This window comes from Streptomyces resistomycificus (assembly GCF_001514265.1).
Taxonomy (GTDB): domain Bacteria; phylum Actinomycetota; class Actinomycetes; order Streptomycetales; family Streptomycetaceae; genus Streptomyces; species Streptomyces resistomycificus.
Map to the genome: position 1 here is coordinate 976065 of NZ_KQ948989.1, position 19343 is coordinate 995407.

At 71.9% G+C, this 19343-nt stretch carries 16 protein-coding genes; 6 read left to right on the top strand and 10 right to left on the bottom strand.

Annotated elements, in window-relative coordinates; all coding sequences use genetic code 11:
* Positions 1 to 177: 177 nt before the first annotated feature.
* Positions 178 to 1317, bottom strand: a complete 1140-nt coding sequence (locus AQJ84_RS09295; RefSeq protein ID WP_053190141.1) for an aminoglycoside phosphotransferase family protein — start codon at positions 1315 to 1317, stop codon at positions 178 to 180.
* A gap of 245 nt (positions 1318 to 1562) precedes the next feature.
* Here AQJ84_RS09295 and AQJ84_RS09300 point away from each other — a divergent pair, with 245 nt between their 5' ends.
* Entirely contained in the window at positions 1563 to 3050 is a 1488-nt protein-coding gene (locus AQJ84_RS09300; protein ID WP_030042622.1) for a DNA-binding protein NsdB, read from the top strand.
* A 40-nt stretch (positions 3051 to 3090) separates the two neighbouring features.
* On the opposite strand, the gene AQJ84_RS09305 is transcribed toward AQJ84_RS09300, so the two are convergent.
* A complete protein-coding gene (locus tag AQJ84_RS09305; protein WP_030042621.1) occupies positions 3091 to 4524 on the bottom strand; it encodes a PP2C family protein-serine/threonine phosphatase in 1434 nt (477 codons plus the stop codon).
* 416 nt (positions 4525 to 4940) lie between these two features.
* Here AQJ84_RS09305 and AQJ84_RS09310 point away from each other — a divergent pair, with 416 nt between their 5' ends.
* Positions 4941 to 5354, top strand: coding sequence for an SsgA family sporulation/cell division regulator (locus tag AQJ84_RS09310; protein WP_030042620.1), 414 nt, complete (start codon positions 4941 to 4943; stop codon positions 5352 to 5354).
* Positions 5355 to 5382: 28 nt separating this feature from the next.
* Here the strand turns inward: AQJ84_RS09310 and AQJ84_RS09315 are convergent, their stop codons facing one another.
* Positions 5383 to 6480 (bottom strand): baeRF3 domain-containing protein, encoded by a 1098-nt coding sequence (locus AQJ84_RS09315; protein ID WP_053190142.1) that lies wholly within the window; start codon positions 6478 to 6480, stop codon positions 5383 to 5385.
* A gap of 143 nt (positions 6481 to 6623) precedes the next feature.
* Positions 6624 to 8219, bottom strand: a complete 1596-nt coding sequence (locus AQJ84_RS09320; protein ID WP_030042619.1) for an alpha/beta hydrolase — start codon at positions 8217 to 8219, stop codon at positions 6624 to 6626.
* A 269-nt stretch (positions 8220 to 8488) separates the two neighbouring features.
* On the opposite strand from AQJ84_RS09320, the gene AQJ84_RS44940 reads away from it, so the two are divergent.
* On the top strand, positions 8489 to 9232 hold the full coding sequence (locus tag AQJ84_RS44940; protein WP_030042618.1) for a chaplin family protein: 744 nt from the start codon (positions 8489 to 8491) through the stop codon (positions 9230 to 9232).
* Between the two features lie 206 nt (positions 9233 to 9438).
* On the opposite strand, the gene AQJ84_RS09330 is transcribed toward AQJ84_RS44940, so the two are convergent.
* The 3 genes from AQJ84_RS09330 to AQJ84_RS09340 all read right to left on the bottom strand — a co-directional run bounded on the left by AQJ84_RS09330 (position 9439) and on the right by AQJ84_RS09340 (position 15173).
* A complete protein-coding gene (locus tag AQJ84_RS09330; protein ID WP_030042617.1) occupies positions 9439 to 10170 on the bottom strand; it encodes a class I SAM-dependent methyltransferase in 732 nt (243 codons plus the stop codon).
* A 48-nt stretch (positions 10171 to 10218) separates the two neighbouring features.
* Positions 10219 to 14529, bottom strand: a complete 4311-nt coding sequence (locus AQJ84_RS09335) for an aminotransferase class I/II-fold pyridoxal phosphate-dependent enzyme (RefSeq protein WP_053190143.1) — start codon at positions 14527 to 14529, stop codon at positions 10219 to 10221.
* A 158-nt stretch (positions 14530 to 14687) separates the two neighbouring features.
* The gene (locus AQJ84_RS09340; RefSeq protein ID WP_053190144.1) at positions 14688 to 15173 is read right to left on the bottom strand and encodes a nucleoside deaminase; all 486 of its coding nucleotides are present in this window, start codon (positions 15171 to 15173) and stop codon (positions 14688 to 14690) included.
* A 214-nt stretch (positions 15174 to 15387) separates the two neighbouring features.
* Here AQJ84_RS09340 and AQJ84_RS09345 point away from each other — a divergent pair, with 214 nt between their 5' ends.
* Positions 15388 to 16164, top strand: coding sequence for a GNAT family N-acetyltransferase (locus AQJ84_RS09345; protein ID WP_053190145.1), 777 nt, complete (start codon positions 15388 to 15390; stop codon positions 16162 to 16164).
* Between the two features lie 225 nt (positions 16165 to 16389).
* On the opposite strand, the gene AQJ84_RS09350 is transcribed toward AQJ84_RS09345, so the two are convergent.
* Complete coding sequence (locus tag AQJ84_RS09350) at positions 16390 to 17271, bottom strand: GNAT family N-acetyltransferase (RefSeq protein ID WP_030042611.1); 882 nt, start codon at positions 17269 to 17271, stop codon at positions 16390 to 16392.
* 242 nt (positions 17272 to 17513) lie between these two features.
* Positions 17514 to 17777: a GlsB/YeaQ/YmgE family stress response membrane protein gene (locus AQJ84_RS09355; protein WP_030042610.1), complete on the bottom strand. Its 264-nt coding sequence runs from the start codon at positions 17775 to 17777 to the stop codon at positions 17514 to 17516.
* Positions 17778 to 17906: 129 nt separating this feature from the next.
* Between AQJ84_RS09355 and AQJ84_RS09360 the strand changes: the two genes are divergently transcribed.
* Positions 17907 to 18650, top strand: a complete 744-nt coding sequence (locus AQJ84_RS09360; protein ID WP_030042609.1) for a phosphotransferase — start codon at positions 17907 to 17909, stop codon at positions 18648 to 18650.
* Positions 18641 to 18799 carry an SRPBCC family protein gene (locus AQJ84_RS40730; protein WP_259294263.1) on the top strand — a complete coding sequence of 53 codons (159 nt, stop codon included), beginning with the start codon at positions 18641 to 18643 and terminating at the stop codon, positions 18797 to 18799. Before AQJ84_RS09360 ends, AQJ84_RS40730 begins: the two co-directional genes overlap by 10 nt.
* A 73-nt stretch (positions 18800 to 18872) precedes the next feature.
* Here the strand turns inward: AQJ84_RS40730 and AQJ84_RS09365 are convergent, their stop codons facing one another.
* The gene (locus AQJ84_RS09365; RefSeq protein WP_030042608.1) at positions 18873 to 19313 is read right to left on the bottom strand and encodes an SPW repeat protein; all 441 of its coding nucleotides are present in this window, start codon (positions 19311 to 19313) and stop codon (positions 18873 to 18875) included.
* Positions 19314 to 19343 lie beyond the last annotated feature (30 nt).

Here is a 19343-nt window from a genome sequence, read left to right on the forward strand (position 1 = left end):
ACGAGGTGATTTCCCACGTCAGTCGAGGTGGGAGGGGAGTTTCGCGGTGGCGCCCCGCGGACCTGCGGGGCGCCAGTGGCGTACACCAATGGGCCGTTCGGACCCGAAAGCGAGGCCCCGACATACGACGGTCCGCGGTGCGCCGCTCGCGTGGCGCACCGCGGACCGTCGTCCCCGTCAGCGAGTGCCGACCGCCGCGCGTACGGCCCGGCGGGCCAACTGGCAGTCGTCGTGCAGCCGCCTCAGCAGCAGCCGCTGTTCCTCGCCGGACGGCGCAGCACCCGGGTGGGCCGCTCCCGGTGCCGCCGGGGTCGCGTCGTGCATCGAACGCTGCACGGCCGTCTCATAGGTGCGGATCTCCCGGGTCAGGACGAGCATCAGGTTCACCAGGAACGCGTCCCGTGAGGCCGGGCCCGCCGACTGGGCGATCTGGCTGATCTGCCGTCGGGCCACCGGCGCGTCACCGAGGACCGACCACAGCGTCGCCAGGTCGTAGCCCGGCAGATACCAGCCCGCGTGCTCCCAGTCCACCAGCACTGGACCGGCCGGTGACAGGAGGATGTTGGACAGGAGTGCGTCGCCGTGGCAGAACTGGCCCATGCCGTGCCGGCCCGAGGAGGCCGCGATGCCGTGCAGCAGCTTCTGCAGGTCGCCCAGGTCCCGGTCGGTGAGCAGACCCAGCTCGTGGTACCGGTTGATGCGGGTCGGGTAGTCGAGCGGGGCGTCGAAGGTGCCCGCCGGCGGCCGCCAGGCGTTCAGTCGGCAGATCGCGCCGAGTGCCGCCCTGATGTCCGCGCGGGGCGGGGCCTCCGCCGGGTGCCGGTGCAGTGCCGCGACCCGGCCCGGCATCCGCTCGATCACGAGTGTGCAGTTGTCCGGGTCCGCCGCGATCAGTCTCGGCGCCCGCACCGGAGGGCGGTGCCGGACGAACGAGCGGTATGCGGCTATCTCGTGGCGGATCCGCTCGGCCCACACGGGGGAGTGGTCCAGTAAGCACTTGGCGACGGCGGTGCTGCGTCCAGTGGTGCCGACCAGGAGCACGGAGCGTCCGCTGCGGCGCAGCACCTGCACCGGAGCGAACTCCGGGCAGATCCGGTGCACCGACGCGATCGCCGTGCGCAGCTGGGCGCCCTGAGGGCCGGACAAGTCGAGTCTCCCGCTGAGCGGTTGGGTCCCGATCCCCGGAGCGCGCCGCGCCCTGCCCGCGCCGAGCACGGGAGCCGCGGGACGCGCGGGGTCGAGGTAGGGGCCGCCGCCCACCGGACGGGGGTGCAGCGACCGGGGCGGGGCGGACACGGAGGACGATGCTGCGTACATGGGCGAAACAGATCCCTTCGTGTGCCTGCGACGTCAGTGCGCCGCCCGGCCCGGCCGCCCGGACGCACCCTGGGGAGTACGTCCCTTGTGTCGAGCGGCGAACCGGGTCGGGGTGGCGCATTCCTACCTGACACCCGATGCCCAGTGGCACACCATCTGGCGTGCCCTGGCGAACCCTGGCGAATAGTCGCCCGGCAACTCTCACCGGGCTACTGTCAACTCAGCCGAGAACCTGGGGGCTTGACGTGAGCGGACAACCCAACACCCGACTGTCGGACCTGTTCGGCCTGGCCGGCTGGTCCAAGGGTGAACTCGCGAGGCTGGTCAACCGGCAGGCGGCGGCCATGGGCCACCCCCAGCTCTCGACCGACACCTCCCGGGTGCGGCGTTGGATCGACATGGGAGAGATCCCGCGCGATCCGGTGCCTCGGGTGCTGGCGGCTCTGTTCACCGAGCGTCTCGGCCGTGTCGTGACCATCGAGGACCTCGGTCTGGTCCGGCACGGGCGTACGGGGAAACGGCCCGGCGGGAGTGTGGAACATCCCGACGACGTGCCGTGGGCGCCCGAGCGGACTGCTGCGGTCCTCACCGAATTCACGGGAATGGACCTCATGCTCAACCGACGCGGCTTGGTGGGCGCGGGTGCCGCGCTCGCCGCGGGATCAGCACTCAGCAGCGCCATGTACGACTGGCTGCACACCGATCCGACCCTGACCGCCGACGCTCCCCGGCTCGACGACCCCCTGCACGCCGACCCCGCTGGGTTCGACCGTTACGAGGCCGCCCCCATCGGGTCGCAGGAGATCGAGGAACTGGAGCGTTCCGTCGAGGTGTTCCGGGCCTGGGACGCGGCCCGCGGCGGCGGACTGCAACGCAAGGCAGTCGTGGGCCAGCTCAACGAGGTGGGCGGCATGCTCGCCTACCGACACCCCGACCATCTCCAGCGGCGCCTGTGGGGCGTCGCCGCCAACCTCGCCGTCCTCGCGGGCTGGATGTCCCACGACGTCGGCCTCGAACCCACGGCCCAGAAGTACTTCGTCATCGCCGCCCATGCCGCGAGAGAGGGTGGCGACCGGCCCCGCGCCGGGGAGGCGCTCTCCCGGGCGGCTCGCCAGATGGTGCACCTGGGCCGGCCCGACGACGCACTCGACCTGATGAAGCTCGCCCAGTCCGGCTCCGGCGACGAGGTACTGCCCCGCACCAAGGCGATGCTGTACACCATCGAGGCCTGGGCCCAGGCATCCATGGGCAAGGGCCAGGCCATGCGCCGCACCCTGGGGCAGGCGGAGGACCTCTTCGTCTCCGACCGGGGCGACGTGCCGCCGCCGAGCTGGATGCAGACCTTCAAGGAGGCGGACCTGTACGGCATGCAGGCCCTGGCCTACCGCACCCTGGCGGAGCACGAACCGAGCGCGGCCGTGCATGCCCAGCACTACGCGGAGAAGGCCCTGGCACTGCGCAACGACGGCCGGGAGCGGTCGAAGATCTTCGATCATCTGTCCATGGCCTCGGCCTGTTTCATCGCGGACGACCCCGAACAGGCGGACCGGTACGCACGGCTGGCCCTGATGTCGATGGGCGCGAACTCCTCGCGCCGCACCTGGGACCGGCTGGGCCAGATGTACCGGCTCACCGCCGAGTACTCCTCCTACCCGAAGATCAACGAGCTGCGGGAGGAGATCAGGCTGGCGCTGCCGAAGACGAAGGGGAGGGGCAGCAGCACACAGGCATGACCACGAGGACCGCGCTGCCGGCGCAGTCCTTCATGTTCCCTTATGACGTCACCTTGGCGACGAGCACGCAGGCGTCGTCCGCACGCTCGGCCTCGCCGAACTCCTCCACGACGACTCGAACGCAGTCCTGCGCGGTCCGCACCTGAGCGAACCGCGGGGCCAGGCCGAGGAGTCGGTCCACGGCCTCCGCGCTGCCGTGCCTGGGCACCAGCCCGTCGGTGTGCAGCAGGAGCAGGTCACCGGGCCGGAGGGTTTCCTCGGTCTGCTCGTACACGGCTCCCGAGGTCGCGCCGAGCAGGACGCCGTCCGGTGTGTGCAGCCTGCGCCCCGTCCCGTCGCGGAACAGCAGCGGGGCGGGGTGCCCGGCCTGCGCCCACACCAGGGTGCGGGTCGTGGGCCGGTAGCGGCAGCAGACCGCGCTGCCGAGGGCCGGCTGCACGGTGGCGTCGAGCAACTGGTTGAGCCAGGCCATCAGCTGGCCCGGCTCGGTGCCGGCCATCGCCATGCCGCGGACGGCGCCCAACAGCGTCGCCATGCCGGAGGTCACGGCGACCCCGTGGCCGGTGAGGTCGCCGACGCTGAGGAGGGTCTCGCCGTCGGCCAGTTCGAGCGCGTCGTACCAGTGGCCACCGATCAGGGTGCTCGTCGACGAGGGCAGATAGTGGGCCGCGAGGTCGAGCGTCTCGGGTCCCCGGTGCGGGAGTCGCAGGGAGCCGCGCCACGGTGGCAGCACGGCTTCCTGCAGTTCGACCGCGAGCCGGTGCTCGTCCTGCGCGCGCTGTCGGTCGCGTCGTAACGACTCCTGGGTCTCGCTCACCGCCCGTTCGCTCCGGCGCAGTTCGCTGACGTCCCGCAGTACCGCCCACATCGAGGCGGTACTGCCGTCGGTGTGGAGCACGGGCTCGCCCATCATGTGCACGGTCCGCACGTCGCCGTCCGGGCGCACCATGCGGAACTCGCCGTCGATGGGCTTGGCGTCGACGAGACAGTCGGTGACCATCGTCGTCAGCTTCCGGCGGTCCTCGTCGAGGACCATGGACGGCAGCTCGTCGAGGGTCAGCGGGGGAGCGGCGGGGTCACGGCCCAGGATCTGGTAGAGCTCTGCGGACCAACTGGCCTCGTCCGTCAGCAGGTTCCACTCCGCACTGCCGACTCGGCTGAGCAGGGAGCCGCGCCGGGGAGCGGTCGGCACGGCTCGGACGGCGGGGGGCGCGTCGGTCGGTGCGGGCACGGGCGGCGGGCCGTCCCGCAGTTGTGCCAAGTGCTCGTCCAGGTCGGACAGTTGGTGCAGCGCCAGGTCGTACAGCGCGCGCTGCCAGCGGTCCTGCGGGTCCTGTGAACCGTCGCTCTGGGTGCCCCTGCGTACGGCGTCCACGTCGCCCTTGAGCCGTCGCGCCTGCGAAATGAGTGCGTCGACCGAGCCGCGTCCGGGCGGCTGGGCGGCTGGGCGGTCCGCAGAGAGATGGGACGGCATGACGCACTCCGATGCGGGACGGTACGACCAAGGCGGAGGGGGAGGGACCGTTATGACTCTTGCACAGCCCTCAACGCCCTGTAAGGGATTTGGCAACACCCGATACGGTGGTGCTTCTGGCATATGCCACAGTCTTCACAGGGTGGGGTCGGCGTACGCCTGACGCATCACGTCAGATGGGTCAAGTCGTAGGTGGGGTACGTGACTTGAGGGACCGTCGGGGTGGCCGACGCGGTGTTCAGTTGTGTGTTCGACGGCACTGTGTTCTAGGGAGTGTGGCATATGGGGGGTGAGCCCTGCCAGGGGGCCGCTCGCACGGGCTCCCGGCGGTCGTAGGGCGGGCGAGTGTGATGCAGGTCACATAACTTCTTCCGGGTTCGGCGTAATGCGAACGGCACCTGCGAGCTCGTATAGGCATGGACATCACCATCGAGCAGCCCGCCCGCGCCCGACTGGTCACCGCGGAGAGCCAGGAACTGCCCGTCGCCGCCACCTTGCGCTACGCCTCGGCGGACCCGCTGGCGGTGTATCTCGACTTCCCGCCCGACGTCTCCCTGGACGGCGAGGGTGTCACCTGGACCTTCGCCCGCGGCCTGCTGGAGGAGGGGCTGACCGGGCCCGCGGGAAGCGGTGACGTGCACCTGTGGCCGTGCGGCGGGGCGCTCACGGTCGTGGAGCTGCACTCGCCCTGCGGGCTGGCCCTGCTCCAGTTCGACACCGCCGCCCTGCGCCGCTTCCTGCTGCGGACCTACGCGGTCGTCGGCGCCGGCCGGGAGGATGTCGGCGCCGCCGTCGAGCGGGGGCTGACCTCGCTCTTCGGTGGCGTCTGAGGGTGTGGGCGGTCCGGCGGGACAGGGCTCAGTACCGCAGTACGCCCGCGATCCCGTCCGCGTCGCCCAGCGCGCCGTCCGGCACGAAGCGGACGTCGGCGCCCGTCTCCAGGCACTGCTCGACGATCTCGTCCACGATGTCCTCCCGGGCGTCGAGGTCGCCGCTCACGGCCGGGATCAGGTGGTCGCCGCCGCCGTCGCGGACCGTCACCCGGTAGTTCTCCTCGACGGCCAGCAGCCGTACCCGGGCCTCACGGGCGTTCTGCCAGACCTCGTCGACACCGGCCGCGAACGCCCGGTGGCCGCGGGCCGATTCGAGCTCCCGCGTCACGGAGTCGGTGTTCCGGCGTGTCTCGGCGGCCACCAGTGGCTGTACCGCCTGCCACACGGTGTCGGGGGTGCCGTGCGCGAGCCCTCCGTGCGGTACGTGGGCGGCCTTCTTGGTGACACTGCCGACCTCGTCCAGCAGGGAGAGCGCCGCCTTGTCGCCGGTGACGTACAGGGGCCTGTCCGCCTCGCGCAGCACGGTGCTCATCGCGGTGTCCGCCTCGCGCAGGAACTGGCGGGTGGCCTCGTCCCGGAACGTGCTCGGCAGGTCACCGATCCGTTCCTGGCGTTCGGCGTCGAAGTTCTCCCGGGTCCTGGTGAGCGGGAACCCGCCGGTGTGGTCCTCGGTGACCCGGTCCACGCCCCCGCTCCACAGGGTGACGTGGTCGGCGGAGACCGAGAGCACCCAGAACGGCCGCTCGGCGGCCTGTGCCGAGACCAGGTTGCGGGTCAGGAAGGTGTCCGCCAGCACCACGCGCTCGGGCACCGGCCGGGCGAGCGACCACACCTGGTGCTCGCCCGGAGCGGCGAAGATCACCAGGCCGTCCTCGGTGTGGGCCAGGTCGACCTCGGCGAGGGCCTGGTCGAGGTGTTGTGCGACATCCAGCCGCCGCTCCCGGGGGATCGCGGGATCGGTTTCCAGCTGCCGCTTGGCCTCGGCCACCACATTGCGCAGCCGGACCCGGTCCTGGGCGTTCTCGGGTTCACGGCGATGGGTCGGGGTCAGCACGGAGACCGCCGGATAGGGGCGCGGGCGCCGCAGCTCGGAGAGGGTCGTGGGACTGAGTGCGTGCTCCATACCAGCACGATAGGGCCGAATCGCCGATCAGGCATTAGGGGCGACGAAGATGATCAAAACGTGGCAACTCGCCGCTGTGCAGGGCGGGCATCGCGGGCAGCGCCGGGGCCGGCCCCGCCGAGCAGGGCCGGTGACGGCGTACGTCAGCGGCCGTCGTTCTCCGGACCGCAGGAGCTGCCGTCGGGCGGCAGGGAGCCGTACAGCAGGAACGCGTCGACCTTGCGGTGCACGCACTTGGAGGAGGCGTAACCGGTGTGACCCTCGCCCTTGTTGTCGAGCACCACCGCCGAGTCGCCGAGCCGCTCGGCCGTCTCCACGGTCCAGCGGTACGGGGTCGCCGGGTCACCCCGGGTGCCCACGAGGAGCATCTTCGGGGAGTCGAGGTCACGGACCTCGTCGCGGATGAAGTCGGTGCCCTTGGGGCGGCCGTAGCACATCAGCACCTCGGTGAGCCGGTAGCGGCCGAACACCGGGGAGGCCTGCTCGTACTCGTCGCGCAGCCGGCTGAGATCCCTGGTGATCCTCTCCGCACTGGGACGGTCGGGATCGTCCGCGCAGTTGATCGCCATCAGGGCCGCCGGAAGGTTGTCGAGCGGTACGTCCTCCTGGTCGACCAGGCCGCCGTCCGTCCCGCCGTCGGCGCGGTGGGCGGCGCCGTCACCGGTGCGCAGCCCCGATCCGCCACCGGAGAACCACAGCAGAGGCCGGGTGTCGCCGTCCTCCACCAGCGCGGCGATCGCCCGCTCCAGGGAAGGCCACAGGTCCTTGCTGTAGAGGGCCTGGCCGATGGCGCCCACGAGGTCCTGCCCGGTGAAGTCCTCGCCGAAGTCGGTCGGCACCGGATCCTGGTCGAGGGACTCGATCAGGCGTACGACCTCCTCCCGGGCGGTGCGCGCGTCCGTGCCGAACGGACAGGCGATGTCCTTCACGCACCAGTCGACGAAGTCGTCCAGTGCCGTCTGCTGGCCCGCGGCGCCCGCCAGCCCCTGTTCGGTCAGCGGCTCGGTGAGCGTGTCGACGCCGTCGAGCACCATCCGGCCCACCTTCCGGGGGAACTGGGCGGCGTACACCGCGCCGAGCCGGCTCCCGTACGAGAACCCGAGGTAGTTGAGCTTCTTGTCGCCGACCGCCTGGCGCATCACGTCGAGGTCGCGTGCGGCGTTCACCGTGCCGATGTGCGGCAGGACCGGACCGGAGTGCTTGGCGCACGCGGAGGCCGCCTTGCGCAGTTGTTCGAGGACGGTGCGGGGATCGGCGTCGGCGTCCGGGTCCGTCGCCGCCACCGCGTCGGCGTTGTTGCCGCAGGTCACCGGCGAGGAGCGGCCGACACCGCGCGGATCGAAGGACACCACGTCGTAGCCGTTGGTCAGACTCATGAAGTCCTTGGCGCCGGCGGCGAGTTCGCTGACTCCCGCACCGCCCGGACCGCCGAAGTTCAGCAGCACCGAGCCGCGCGACTCGCCCGTCGCCCGGTAGCGCGCGAGCGCCAGATCGAGGGTGGCCCCCTCGGGTCTGGCGTAGTCGAGGGGAACGGTGACCTTCCCGCACTGGAGATCCTTCGGTATCTCCACGCCGTCGCACTTCGACCACACGACCTTCTGGCGGTAGAAGCGGGACAGGTCGGCCTCGGAACCGTCCATGACCACCGCAGGCAGCCCCGCGCCGAACAGCACCAGACCGATGCCCGACGTCATCGCGCAGCGCCGGAGCGTGGGCCGAGTCGACAGCTTGGCCGGCATGGATTCCTCCAGAGGACGCCCGCCGCGGGCCGGGACCTGCGCCCGGTCCGAGCGCCTTCTCGCTCACGATAGGCGGGCCGCGGAGGGCGCGCCTCCGGACGGGTCGGTGCCCCGGGACGTGCTCTGCCCTCCGGCCCGTTCCGTCACCGGTTCGAACACCATGACGCTCGATGGGGTGAAAGACAGACAGGCCATAACTCGGACGGCGCGCCCGCGTTCTATCCGGTGCGGGCGAGTGCCCGTGACCATGTCTGGAAGGCAGGGAACCTATGAGACGGGTTACCCGAAACGGTGTGATCGCCTTCGCCGCCGCGTCCGGCGCGATGGCAGTGACCGCGCCCGTGTACGCCGCGTCCGGTGCGGACGGCACGGCGGCGGGCTCCCCCGGAGTCATCTCCGGCAACACCGTCCAGCTCCCGGTGCACGTCCCGGTGAACGTGTGCGGGAACACCGTGAACGTGGTGGGGCTGCTCAATCCGGCGGCGGGCAACCGCTGTGCGAACGAGAGCACGGGCGGCGGTACTCCCGGTACGTCGGCAAGGGACGGCGGGACCGCGACGAACGGTGGGGCGGCCACCCACGGCGGGGGCACCCACGGCGGGGCCACCGCGAGCGGCGGCGGAAAGGATTCGCCGGGCGTTCTCTCCGGCAACGGTGTGCAGCTCCCGGTGGATGTCCCGGCGAACGTCAGCGGCAACAGCGTGAACGTGGTCGGTGTCGGCAACGCGGTCGTCGGCAACGAGTCCGTCAACGACTCAGGGGGCCGTCCCGAGCAGCCGGTACAGCCGCCTGAGCAGCCCGAGCAGCCCGAGCAGCCGGCACCGAAGCCGACTCAGCCACCCCGGGCGAACCCGGGTCCGGAGGTGGCCCCGCCCGCTCCGCGGCCCCACTTCACGGCCGAACTCGCCGAGACGGGAGCGGGCCAGACCCTGTCCGCGGTGGCGGGGAGCGCGGCACTGATCGTGGGCGGCGCGGTCGTGTACCGGCGCTGTCGCCCGCACGCGACGCGCTGACCGCACCCGGACGGAGACCGGAAGACGGAGACCGGAAGACGGAGACCGGAAGACGGAGACCTGAAGCGGACGACGGAAGGCCCCACCGGGCAGGACCGGCGGGGCCTCCGCCACACCGACCGCCGACCACACCGACCGCGCCGACCGCCACGCGGACATCGGCGGATCGAGCGGACATCGGCGGATCCGACACCCGGCAGCGGCGCTCACGCCACCGTCGTCCCCGTCAGCAGGACCATCCCCGAGTCGCCGTAGTCGGGCAGGGTCGGGTCGGCGTCGATACGGGTGACGGTCAGCTCCCGGGTCAGTGGCGCGAAGACCTCCGAGACGACCTCCGGGTTCACGGGGCAGCCGGGCCAGCGCGAGGCGGGCCCGATGCGGTAGGTCGGCATGTTCTCCATGAACGCGGCCACCAGATACCCGCCCGGCGCCACACAGCGCACGAAGGCCCGGCAGAAGTCGGCGAACTCCGCACGGTCCTCGGTCGCCCCTTCCGCGACGAAGTGCATGGAGGCGAGGCCGTACCCGCCCGGCGGCAGGTCGCGGACGTCGCCGTGGATGACGTCGACGCGGGCCAGCGACCCCGCCAGGGTCGCGGGCAGGCCCGGGTTCAGCTCCCGGCACAGTGCGTGGAACGGCAGCCAGCTGGCCTCGGGCCCGCACAGGATCTGCCGCTCCAGATAGGCGACGTTGCCGGCCCCCGCCTCGACGGCGTCGATACGGCGGCTCGCGGCGGCCGCGAGGATCAGGGGGTACAGGTTCGGCCCGGCCCCGAACTCCACCGAGCGGTCGACGCCGTCCGGCGGGAACCGCCGGTAGAACGCGGAGTGGTGGGCTATCACCGCCGCGTCCGAGGGGTGCACCTCGCGGTAGTTCTCGGCGAGGTAGTCCGCCACCGGCCAGCTGTCCCAGTCCACGTCGTCGTTGTGCGTCTCCATGGCCTTCCCGGCCGTCGACACTCGATCGGTCATCGGCCTGGTCTCCTCTCAGCCCTTGACATGGCCGTCTCGCTCCTTGGATCGCAGCGGGAACCGCGCCGCCAGCCGGGTCAGCGTGCTGTTCAGACGGTCGATGTCCTCGTCGGAGTTGCAGGCCGTGATCTGGACCCGGAAACCGACCCGGTCGCGCGGAACGAGCGGATACGCCGCCAGCGTCACGTAGATGCCCTCGTCCCACAGGAACGCCGCGACCGCGTCGAGGTCGGCCGGGTTTCCCAGCGGGATCTCCACGATGGGCAGCCGGTCCGTGTTGAGGGTGTACACGTCGAGGTCCTCCAGCCGGTCGAGTACCCGGACCGTCTTGCGGTACAGATCGGCACGCAGGGCGTCGCCGCGGCTGTCGTTGACGTCCAGCCCGGCCAGCGCGGTAGCCAGGGACGCCGTCGGTGAAGGCCCCGAGTACAGGTAGGGCGCGGCCGCGGTCTTGAGGCGGTTCTTCAGCGCGGTGGGCAGGGCGAGGAAGGCGAGCAGCGACGAGTACGCCTTGGAGAAACCGCCGGCCAGCACGATCCCGTCGTACGACTCACCGCTGTGCCGCACCACGCCGTTGCCGCGCATGCCGTAGGGGCAGCTCTCGTCCGGCCGGCGCTCACCGATCACGCCGAAGCCGTGCGCGTCGTCGATGTACAGGGTGGCGCCCCGGTCGCGGCACACCGCGGTCAGCGCGGGCAGGTCGGGCAGGTTCCCGCTCATGCTGTTGACGCCGTCCAGGCAGACCAGCCGGGGCGTGTCCACGGGCGCCGAGGCCAGCATCGCGTCCAGCTCCTCGGGCCGCTCGGCGTGGAACCGGCTCAGGGTGGCGCCCCGCCCGCGGGCGACGACACAGCCGTCGTAGACCGTACGGTGCGCGGTCGCCTCGACGAAGACATGGCCGCCCCCGGCGAGGACCGGGATCACCGACGAGTGGATGACGGTCAGCGTCGGCAGCAGCAGGGTGTCGGGCGCGCCCAAGAGCGCCGCGAGCCGTTCCTCGATCTCCGGGTACAGCTGTGGACTGCCCAGCAGCCGCGACCAGCTCGGGTGCGTGCCCCAGCGTCGTACGGCGGGTTCGATGCTGGCGGCGATCTCCGGATCCCAGTCGAAACCGAGGTAGTTGCAGGAGGCGAAGTCGACCAGCCAGTGGCCACGGCTGCGGATGTGCCGGCCACGCACCTCGTCGATGACCGCGTCGCTCATCGGGCTGCTGCGGCGCAGATGCTCCAGGTCCGCCCAGCGCGACTCGTGGGCCGGCGGCTTACGGCGCCCCGCGCCGGCCGGAGCAGCGGAGCGGAGCTCCCGCCCGTTGCCGTCCCGCTCCCGCAGCGCCCGCTCGCTCTGCTCCACCGTCATGGGCCGGGCGAAGAGGAAGCCCTGTCCGAACCGGCACCCCATGCCCGCCAGCAGATCCCGCTGCGCCGTCTCCTCGATCCCCTCCGCGATCACCTGGAGGCCGAGTGTGTCGGCGATGCGCACGATGCCCTCGACGAGCGCGACCTGCTGCGGATCGTGCGTGATGTCGTCGATGAACGTCTTGTCGATCTTCAGTACGTCGATGGGGAAGTCCCGCAGATAGCGCAGTGAGGAGAAGCCGGTGCCGAAGTCGTCGACCGCGATGTTCACGCCCAGTTCCTTCAGGGCCTGCAGGACCGCCTGGATCTGGCCGTCGCGGCGCAGCAGCACCGTCTCGGTGAGTTCCAGCTGCAGTGAGCCCGGCGCCAGCCCCGGCGTCCGCAGCGCCTCGCCGACCTGGTCCACGAACCCGGCGTCGCGGAACTGCCGGGCGGACACGTTCACACTGACGTACGGAGGTCCGCCCGGCCCCGGCAGCCGTTGCAGCCCCACGATGTCGTGGACCGCGTTCTCCAGGACCCACGCTCCCAGCGGCGCGATGTGCCCGGTCTCCTCGGCCAGGGTGATGAACTGCTCCGGCGGCACGGGCGGACTGGGGGCGCGCGGCCAGCGCACCAGCGCCTCGAACCCGACCACCTCACCCGCGGCGATGTCCACGACAGGCTGGTAGCGCAGGGCGAACTCCTGCCCGGCGACCGCCTCGGCCAGCCGGCTCTGCAGATCGTGCCGTTCGACCACCCGGGCGCGCAGCAGCGGCTGGAAGCGCCGCCACTGCCGCTTGCCCGCCGACTTCGCCGCGTACAGCGCGAGGTCGGCGTGGCCGAGCAGCTCATCCGCGTCCGCGCTGTCGCGGGCGGTGGCCACACCGACGCTCGCCGACACGGTCACCGACTCCTCGCCGAGCACGAAAGGCCTGGTCAGCGTCTGGATGACCTGGGCGGCCAGCAGATCCGCGTCCAAGGGCTCCCGTGCGTCCTCCATGAGGACGGCGAACTCGTCCCCGCCCAGCCGGGCCGCGGTGTCGGTGCGGCGCAGCGCCCCTGACAGACGCTGCCCGACGGCGTTGAGGAGGTGGTCGCCCGCCGAGTGCCCGAGCGTGTCGTTGACGAGTTTGAAGTCGTCCAGGTCGACGAAGAGCAGACAGGTCAGGGACGACTCGCGGCGGCCGCGCAGCAGGGCGCGCTCGATCCGCTCCAGCAGGAGCGTCCGGTTGGGCAGCCCGGTCAGCGCGTCGTGGAAGGCCCGCTCGGTCAGCTCGTGCTCCAGCCGCCGTTGCTCGGTGACGTCGCGCAGGGTGATGACCAGCCCGGCCACGGTGCGCTCGTCGCGGAAGTCGCTGCACCGCACCTCCACCTCGACCCGCCCTCCCCGGCTGCGCACCCACCAGTGGTCGTGGGCCGTGCGCGGCCCGCTTTCCCGGACGGCGGTCAGCTCCCGGGTCGCCCGCTGCCGGTCCCGGGCGTCGAGCAGGTCCGGCAGTGAGACGCCCGTCAGCTCCGAGGTGCCGAACACGGAGGCCGCGGACGGGCTCGCGTACCGGATGGTGTCGTCGTCCTCCAGGATGAGGATGACGTCCGAGGTGTTGCGCACGAGGGTGCGGAAGTACGCCTCGTTCTCTCGCCGCGCGACCTCCTGACGCAGCGCGATCCGTTCCATCGCGAGCCCCGCGTGCGAGGCGAGGATCTCCAGGGAGCTCGACGTCTCGGTGAGCGGCCGGGGCGGCCCGGCGACCAACAGGACGCCCGGGACCTCCGCGGCCGACGGACGGTCGGGCTGGATCATCGGGCACACCAGCACGCTCGGCAGGCCGTCCACCTCGGTGAGGAGGTCGGAGCCGAGGTCGTCGGCGGCGATGAGCCGGGTGCGGCCTTCCGGGGCCAGGCTCGCCGCCCGTTCGGCGGGCAGCAGCAGGGTGTGGTGCGTGACCGTGGGCCCGAGAAGGGTGGTGACGGCCGTCTCACACGACTGCCTCACCTCCTGTGTCCGGTAGGCCGACACCAGCGAGGCGGCCGCCGAGCGCAGCGCCAGCTCCCTGGCCACCGCGCTGCGATGTGCCACGACCATCCCTCCGAAGCGCGCGATGACCAGGAGGAACAGCACGCCGGAGAACACGGCGATCACGGCGGCGTCGTGCGCCGCGCGGGTGACGCCCTCGTAGAGCAGGATCCCCGGTGCGATGAGGGTCGCGACGGCGAGCAGCACCAGCCGGTGCGGTGGCGGGAGCAGGGACGCCCGCTGCGGCACGGAGGCGGTCAGGTCCACCATCGAGGGGTGCAGCGCGGACAGTCCCCAGGCCGTGTAGAAGACGATCCACCCGGCGTCCAGCAGCGTTCCGGTCTGCCATATCTCGTTGAGCTGCATGAAGCCGTACGCGATGTCGAAGCCGAGCAGCGTCACCGTGCCCACGACCAGCAGCTGCACCGACCGGTTGCGCCCGTGCAGGGGACGTGGGGTGAGCAGTCTGGCCAGCAGGGCCAGGACCAGCACGTCCCCGAGGGGGTAGGCGATGCTGATGGCCCGCTGCTGCCAGGTCAGACCCTCGACCTCGGTCAGCGGCTGGACCAGGTAGACCCACACCGGCAGGGCGAGTCCCGCGGTGAAGATCAGCGCGTCCAGGAGGCTGGGCAGGTCGTGGGCGTCCCCCCAGCGGTGACGGGCGAGACCGTACAGCCCGGCGGCGAACAGCGGGTAGGTGGCCAGGTAGCAGGCGTCCGCGGGGGAGGGGAACGGGTTGGAGGCGTTGAAGTAGTCCTCCATCACGTAGTAGTACGTGTCGCCCGTGATGAAGGTGAGCAGTCCGGCGGCGAGCATCCACCAGGGCCAGCGGTGCGCGGGCCGGTTCACGTGCACCCCGGTCAGTACGGCGGCCACACCGGTGAGGCCGATGACCGCCCACAGGGGGGTGCGGGTCGCGGGAACCGTCATGTAGACGCTCGTGGCGACCGCCATCAGCGCGAGGTGAACGGCCATCAGCCGTTGTGCCGGCAGCAACGCAAGCGCCTCCCCCCGCCGGAGGGAGACCGGGTGTCCACCTGGCCTGGGTCTTCATCGATCGTAGGCACCCGAGGCAGCCGCCTGCATCTCGAGCGGATCAGCGCCCCGGGCGCCGGTTACGGGCGGTGCCGGCGTCAGTGCTCTGCGCGATGGAAGCGGCGGTGCAACGCGCGTACCCGCTCGGCCAGTTCGGGTACCGGCCCGTCCACCGCTACGCCGGGGGCCACCTCGTTGACCGGCAGGGTCCGTACCGGCGGCGCGGGCACACCCAACTCGGTGAGCCAGGAGGAGAGTTGCCGCGACGAGGCGACATAGACGATCCGCCCGAGGCCCACCCAGGCGTGCGCGGCCGCGCACATCGGGCAGTGCTCGCCTGAGGTGTAGACGGTCGCGGCCGCCCGCTCCCGGGGTGTCATGCGGGCCGCCGACCAGCGCGCCAGCTCGAACTCGGGATGGCGGGTGCGGTCGCCGGAGGCCACCCGGTTGTGGTCCTCGGCGAGGACCGTGCCGTCCGCGCCCACCAGGACCGAGCCGAACGGCTCGTCCCCCGCTTCCAGCGCCTCGGCCGCCAGCTCCACGCAACGGCGCAGGTAGGGCAGCTCGGCGTCCTTCACGACCATGGCGTAGGGCCTCCTCGTGCTCTGGTCTCCGGGGCGCAGACTACGGTCGCCGGCGCGCGGGCGGGAAGGTGTGCCGCGGGTCGCCGGGCGCGTGTCGGCTGCCCGGCGCGTCCCCGTGGCCGGCCGCCCGCCACCGTCCCGGGGCGCCCCGTCGAACGGCGCGGGCCGTTAAATGCCGTTGCCCCCGGGCGGGCCCGGATGCTGGAGTGGCCGCATGGATCATGAAGCGGTGCTCGCCCTGTACGACCGGGACATGCGTGAAGGGGCGCAGCCGGACGGCCCCGACGCCGGGATCGAGCGGGTGGGACGCGTGGTCCGCCAGGTCGCCGCGTCACACGGCTGGAACGGTGTGGTCTGGTCCGACCTGGATCCGGCGAGCGCCGGCGCGGTGATCGCCGAGCAGATCGCCCACTACTCCGGGCTGGGCCTCGACTTCGAGTGGAAGCTCTACGGGCACGACCTGCCGGCGGACCTCGGCCCCCGGCTCGCGGCCGCGGGGTTCACGCCCGAAGCCGAGGAGACCCTGATGATCGCCGAGGTCTCCGACCTGGTGCTCGACGCCGAGCCGCCCGAGGGCATCCGCTTCCTTCCGGCCGTCGACCGTGCGGGCGTCGACCTCGTGGCGGACGTCCACGAGAAGGCGTTCGGCACCGACAGCTCCCGGCTGCGTCAGCAGTTGCTGGCCCGGCTGACGGCCGACCCGGACACCGTCGTCGCGGTCGTGGCGCTCGCCGGGGACACGCCGGTCAGCGCAGCCCGCATGGAACTCGTCCCCGGCACCCGCTTCGCCGGCCTCTGGGGCGGCGGCACCGTCGAGGCCTGGCGAGGCCGCGGCATCTACCGTGCCCTGGTCGCCCAGCGGGCCCACGCGGCCGCGGAGCGCGGCTACCGCTACCTCCAGGTCGACGCCTCCAGCCAGAGCCGCCCCATCCTGGAACGGCTCGGCTTCCAGCCGCTGACCACGACGACGCCGTACGTGTACGTGCCGTAGGCGCGGTGTCCGGGCACCCGTGAGATCCACACCATGACCGAAAAGGGGACCGGCCGGCCGCTCGACGTCGCCGTCCTGCCGGCGCACCGCGCCTGCGGGCCGTTCGACGGGCAGTTCAGGGTGGAGTACGCGGAGATGAAAGGCGCTCGACGCCACCGCGACCTGGTACGAGGCGTGGCTCGCCCAGCGGTGACGCGGGCGCCGTGCGACCGCCCGCCGACCCGTCTACAGGTCCAGCTGGTACTCCACGGCGCGGTGCGTCGGTGCGTAACCGAGCGCCTCGTTCACCGCGCGCATGGGCGCGTTGCTGTCGGCCGTGTCGGTGCACAGTCCGGCCAGTTCGGGGTGCCGTGCGCGGGCCCGGAGGATCGAGGCCGCCTTCATCCGGCGGGCGAGTCCGTGGCCGCGGTGTCCGGGGAGCACCGCCGTACCGTAGTGCTGTCCGTCGCCCCGGCCGTCCCCGGGGACCACGAGCTCGGAGAACCCGACCACCGACCCGTCGGACACGTCCACGGCGGCCACGGTGTGCAGCAGTTCCCCGCGCCGGGCGACGGCCTCGGCCGCGGCGACCACCCGCTCCACGTCCCAGACCACCGTGCCGTAGTCGGTGCCCTCCATCGGCATGTCGTCCATGGCCCGCCGGGACTCGGCGTACGACAGCGCCAGCTCGTCCGGCACGGTGCCGTCCCACTCCGTCAACCGGTAGCCCGGGCAAGGGAGTTCGGCCAGCCGGCCGATCGCCGCCAGGTTGGCGCCGGCCAGCGGCAGTCTGGCGTACGTCAGTCCCAGCACGCGGCGAAAGCCCCGCGCCGCCAGGAACGCGTCGGCGGCGGAGCCGTGCTCGGCCTGCGCGAGGACCGAGCGGCGCCCGTCCGCCCGTGCCGCCGCCACGGCGGCGTCCAGGAGCCGGGTGCCGACGCCACCGCGCCGCTCCGCGCCGTGCACCGCGATCTCCAGCTCGGCGAGGTGTTCCTGCCCCTCCCGGGTGAAGAGCCGGAGGAAGGCGGACCCCGTCGGAGCCCCGTCGGGTCCGGCGGCCAGCCAGGCCAGACGACGACTGGAGACACCGGTCTCGGGATCGGCGAGCGGGATGATGCGCGGGGTCAACGGGGCTCCGTCACGGTCGGGTCGGGCGCGAGCGGCCGAAGGTAGCCGTCGTGACGTGCGGACGGCAACGGAATTCTTCGGGGCGGCGGGGGAGTCACCAGCACTGCGCGGGCGGGCGCTTCGCATCGTTCTCCCGGTGTGCGGGGCCCGCCGACAGTGTGAGGCGCGCCCCGCATGCGCGGGGCGCGCCTCGTGTCACGTGCGGCTGGCTACGTTCGCCGCCGCCGTGTCGTCGGCTCGCCTCAGCGACGTGCCTTCGACCGGTCCAGTGCGGCCACGCCCAGCGCGGCGAGGCCGATCTGGATGAGCCACTCGATCCAGTCCGGGCCCTCGGTGTCGGCCACGTCGAACGCGCCCGCGATCGCCGAGCCGATCAGCGCGGCAATGATGCCGACGGCGATCGTCCACAGAATCCCGATGCGCTGGCGCCCGGGGACCACGAGCCGGCCCAGGACACCGATGACGATGCCGATCACGATGGCACTGATGATGCCGTCGATCTCCATCTCCACCCTCTTCCCAAGACCCCCGCACCAATCCGGATGCCCCCGGGAATCCGGGACACTCCGCCCCGCTTTCCCTCACTGTTCCGCCCGCGTTTGAGAAGGGGGCGGTGTCACTCGGAGGAGGTCGCGGTGGAGGAGACACCCCTGCATGGAGGTGCCGTCAACGACGTCGTACGGGTCGGAGCGACCGTGCGGCGTACGCGGACGGCCCGCTCGGATTATGTGCGAGACCTGCTCGGGCTGTTCGAGCGGCGGGGGTGGCGGGGCGCGCCGCGGTTCCTGGGGAGGGACGAGCGGGGCCGGGACGTGTTCGACTACCTGGCGGGGCAGGCGGCCGTGACGCCCGCCGAACGGGCCGCTGCCCGCACCGACGCGAACCTGGTCCGGATCGCCCGGCTGGTCCGTGCCTTCCATGATCTGACCCACGGCACCCCGTTGGCCGGCGAGCGGGACGTCGTCTGCCACAACGACCTGGCCCCGAAGAACACCGTGTACGCCGTGGACGGCGACGGCTGGAGGCCGCTGGCGTTCGTCGACTGGGACCTCGCCGCACCCGGGGAGCGGGTTCACGACGTCGCCCACCTCTGCTGGCAGTACCTGGACCTGGGGCCGGCGGTGCGCGATGTGCCTCGGGCGGCGGGCCGGATGCGTCTGGTGTGCGACGCCTACGGCCTCGACGAGCGCGACGAGCTGGTCGACACCGTCCTGTGGTGGCAGGACCGCTGCCGGCGCGGCATCGAGGCCGGTGCGGACCGCGGGGAGTCGGCCATGGTCGCTCTGCGTGATGCCGGGGCGGTCGACGAGGTGCGGGAGGCCTGGACGTGGGTCGCCTCCCGGAGGGACGAGTTGAGGAACGCATTGACATGCAGGTAGGCAACTGCGTGACCCACGAGGACCTCGGCGACGAGGGTGAGCACGCCGACGTCGCCGGCGGCTGGCCGGCCGTGCTGTCCCGTCTCGAGTCGCTGCTGGAGACCGGCAGTCCGCTGCCGCAGGAGCCGTGGGAGGTGCCCGCCCGCTGAGCGGACACGAAGGGGCCGGTCCGCGCGGGTGCGGGACCGGCCGGTGTCCGCGTCCGTCCTTCCGTGCGGGTGTCTACGGCCTGGGGGCGCTCTTCGCCGCCGTACCGATGCACATCAGGCCCAGGATCACGGCGAGGGCGCCGATGATGATGTTGTTCCAGATGACTCCGGCGTCCGGGCCGTCGCCGACGATCCACGGCGAGACGACCATCCATACGCCCAGCGCGCACATGGCCCAGCTCAGGCCGTACATGCGGTCCGGGGTCTGGGTGAACCCGAGGGCCAGCAGACCGATCGCTATGCCCACGATCAGGTTGTGGACCACGAGGTCGGGCTGGCTCGTCGTGTAGTGGACTATCCACGGGGATACGGCGCAGTACAGACCGAGCAGGAACACCGGTCCGTCCACGAGCGCCACATCACGACCGCCGAGCATGCGGGCGTAGCGGTCCCGCATTTCGGGTGCGTCAGGGTGGCTGGTGATGTCACCTCTGGTGGGCGAGACGTTGGCCATGACTCGTCTCCTTCGACTCACTGGGCCAGA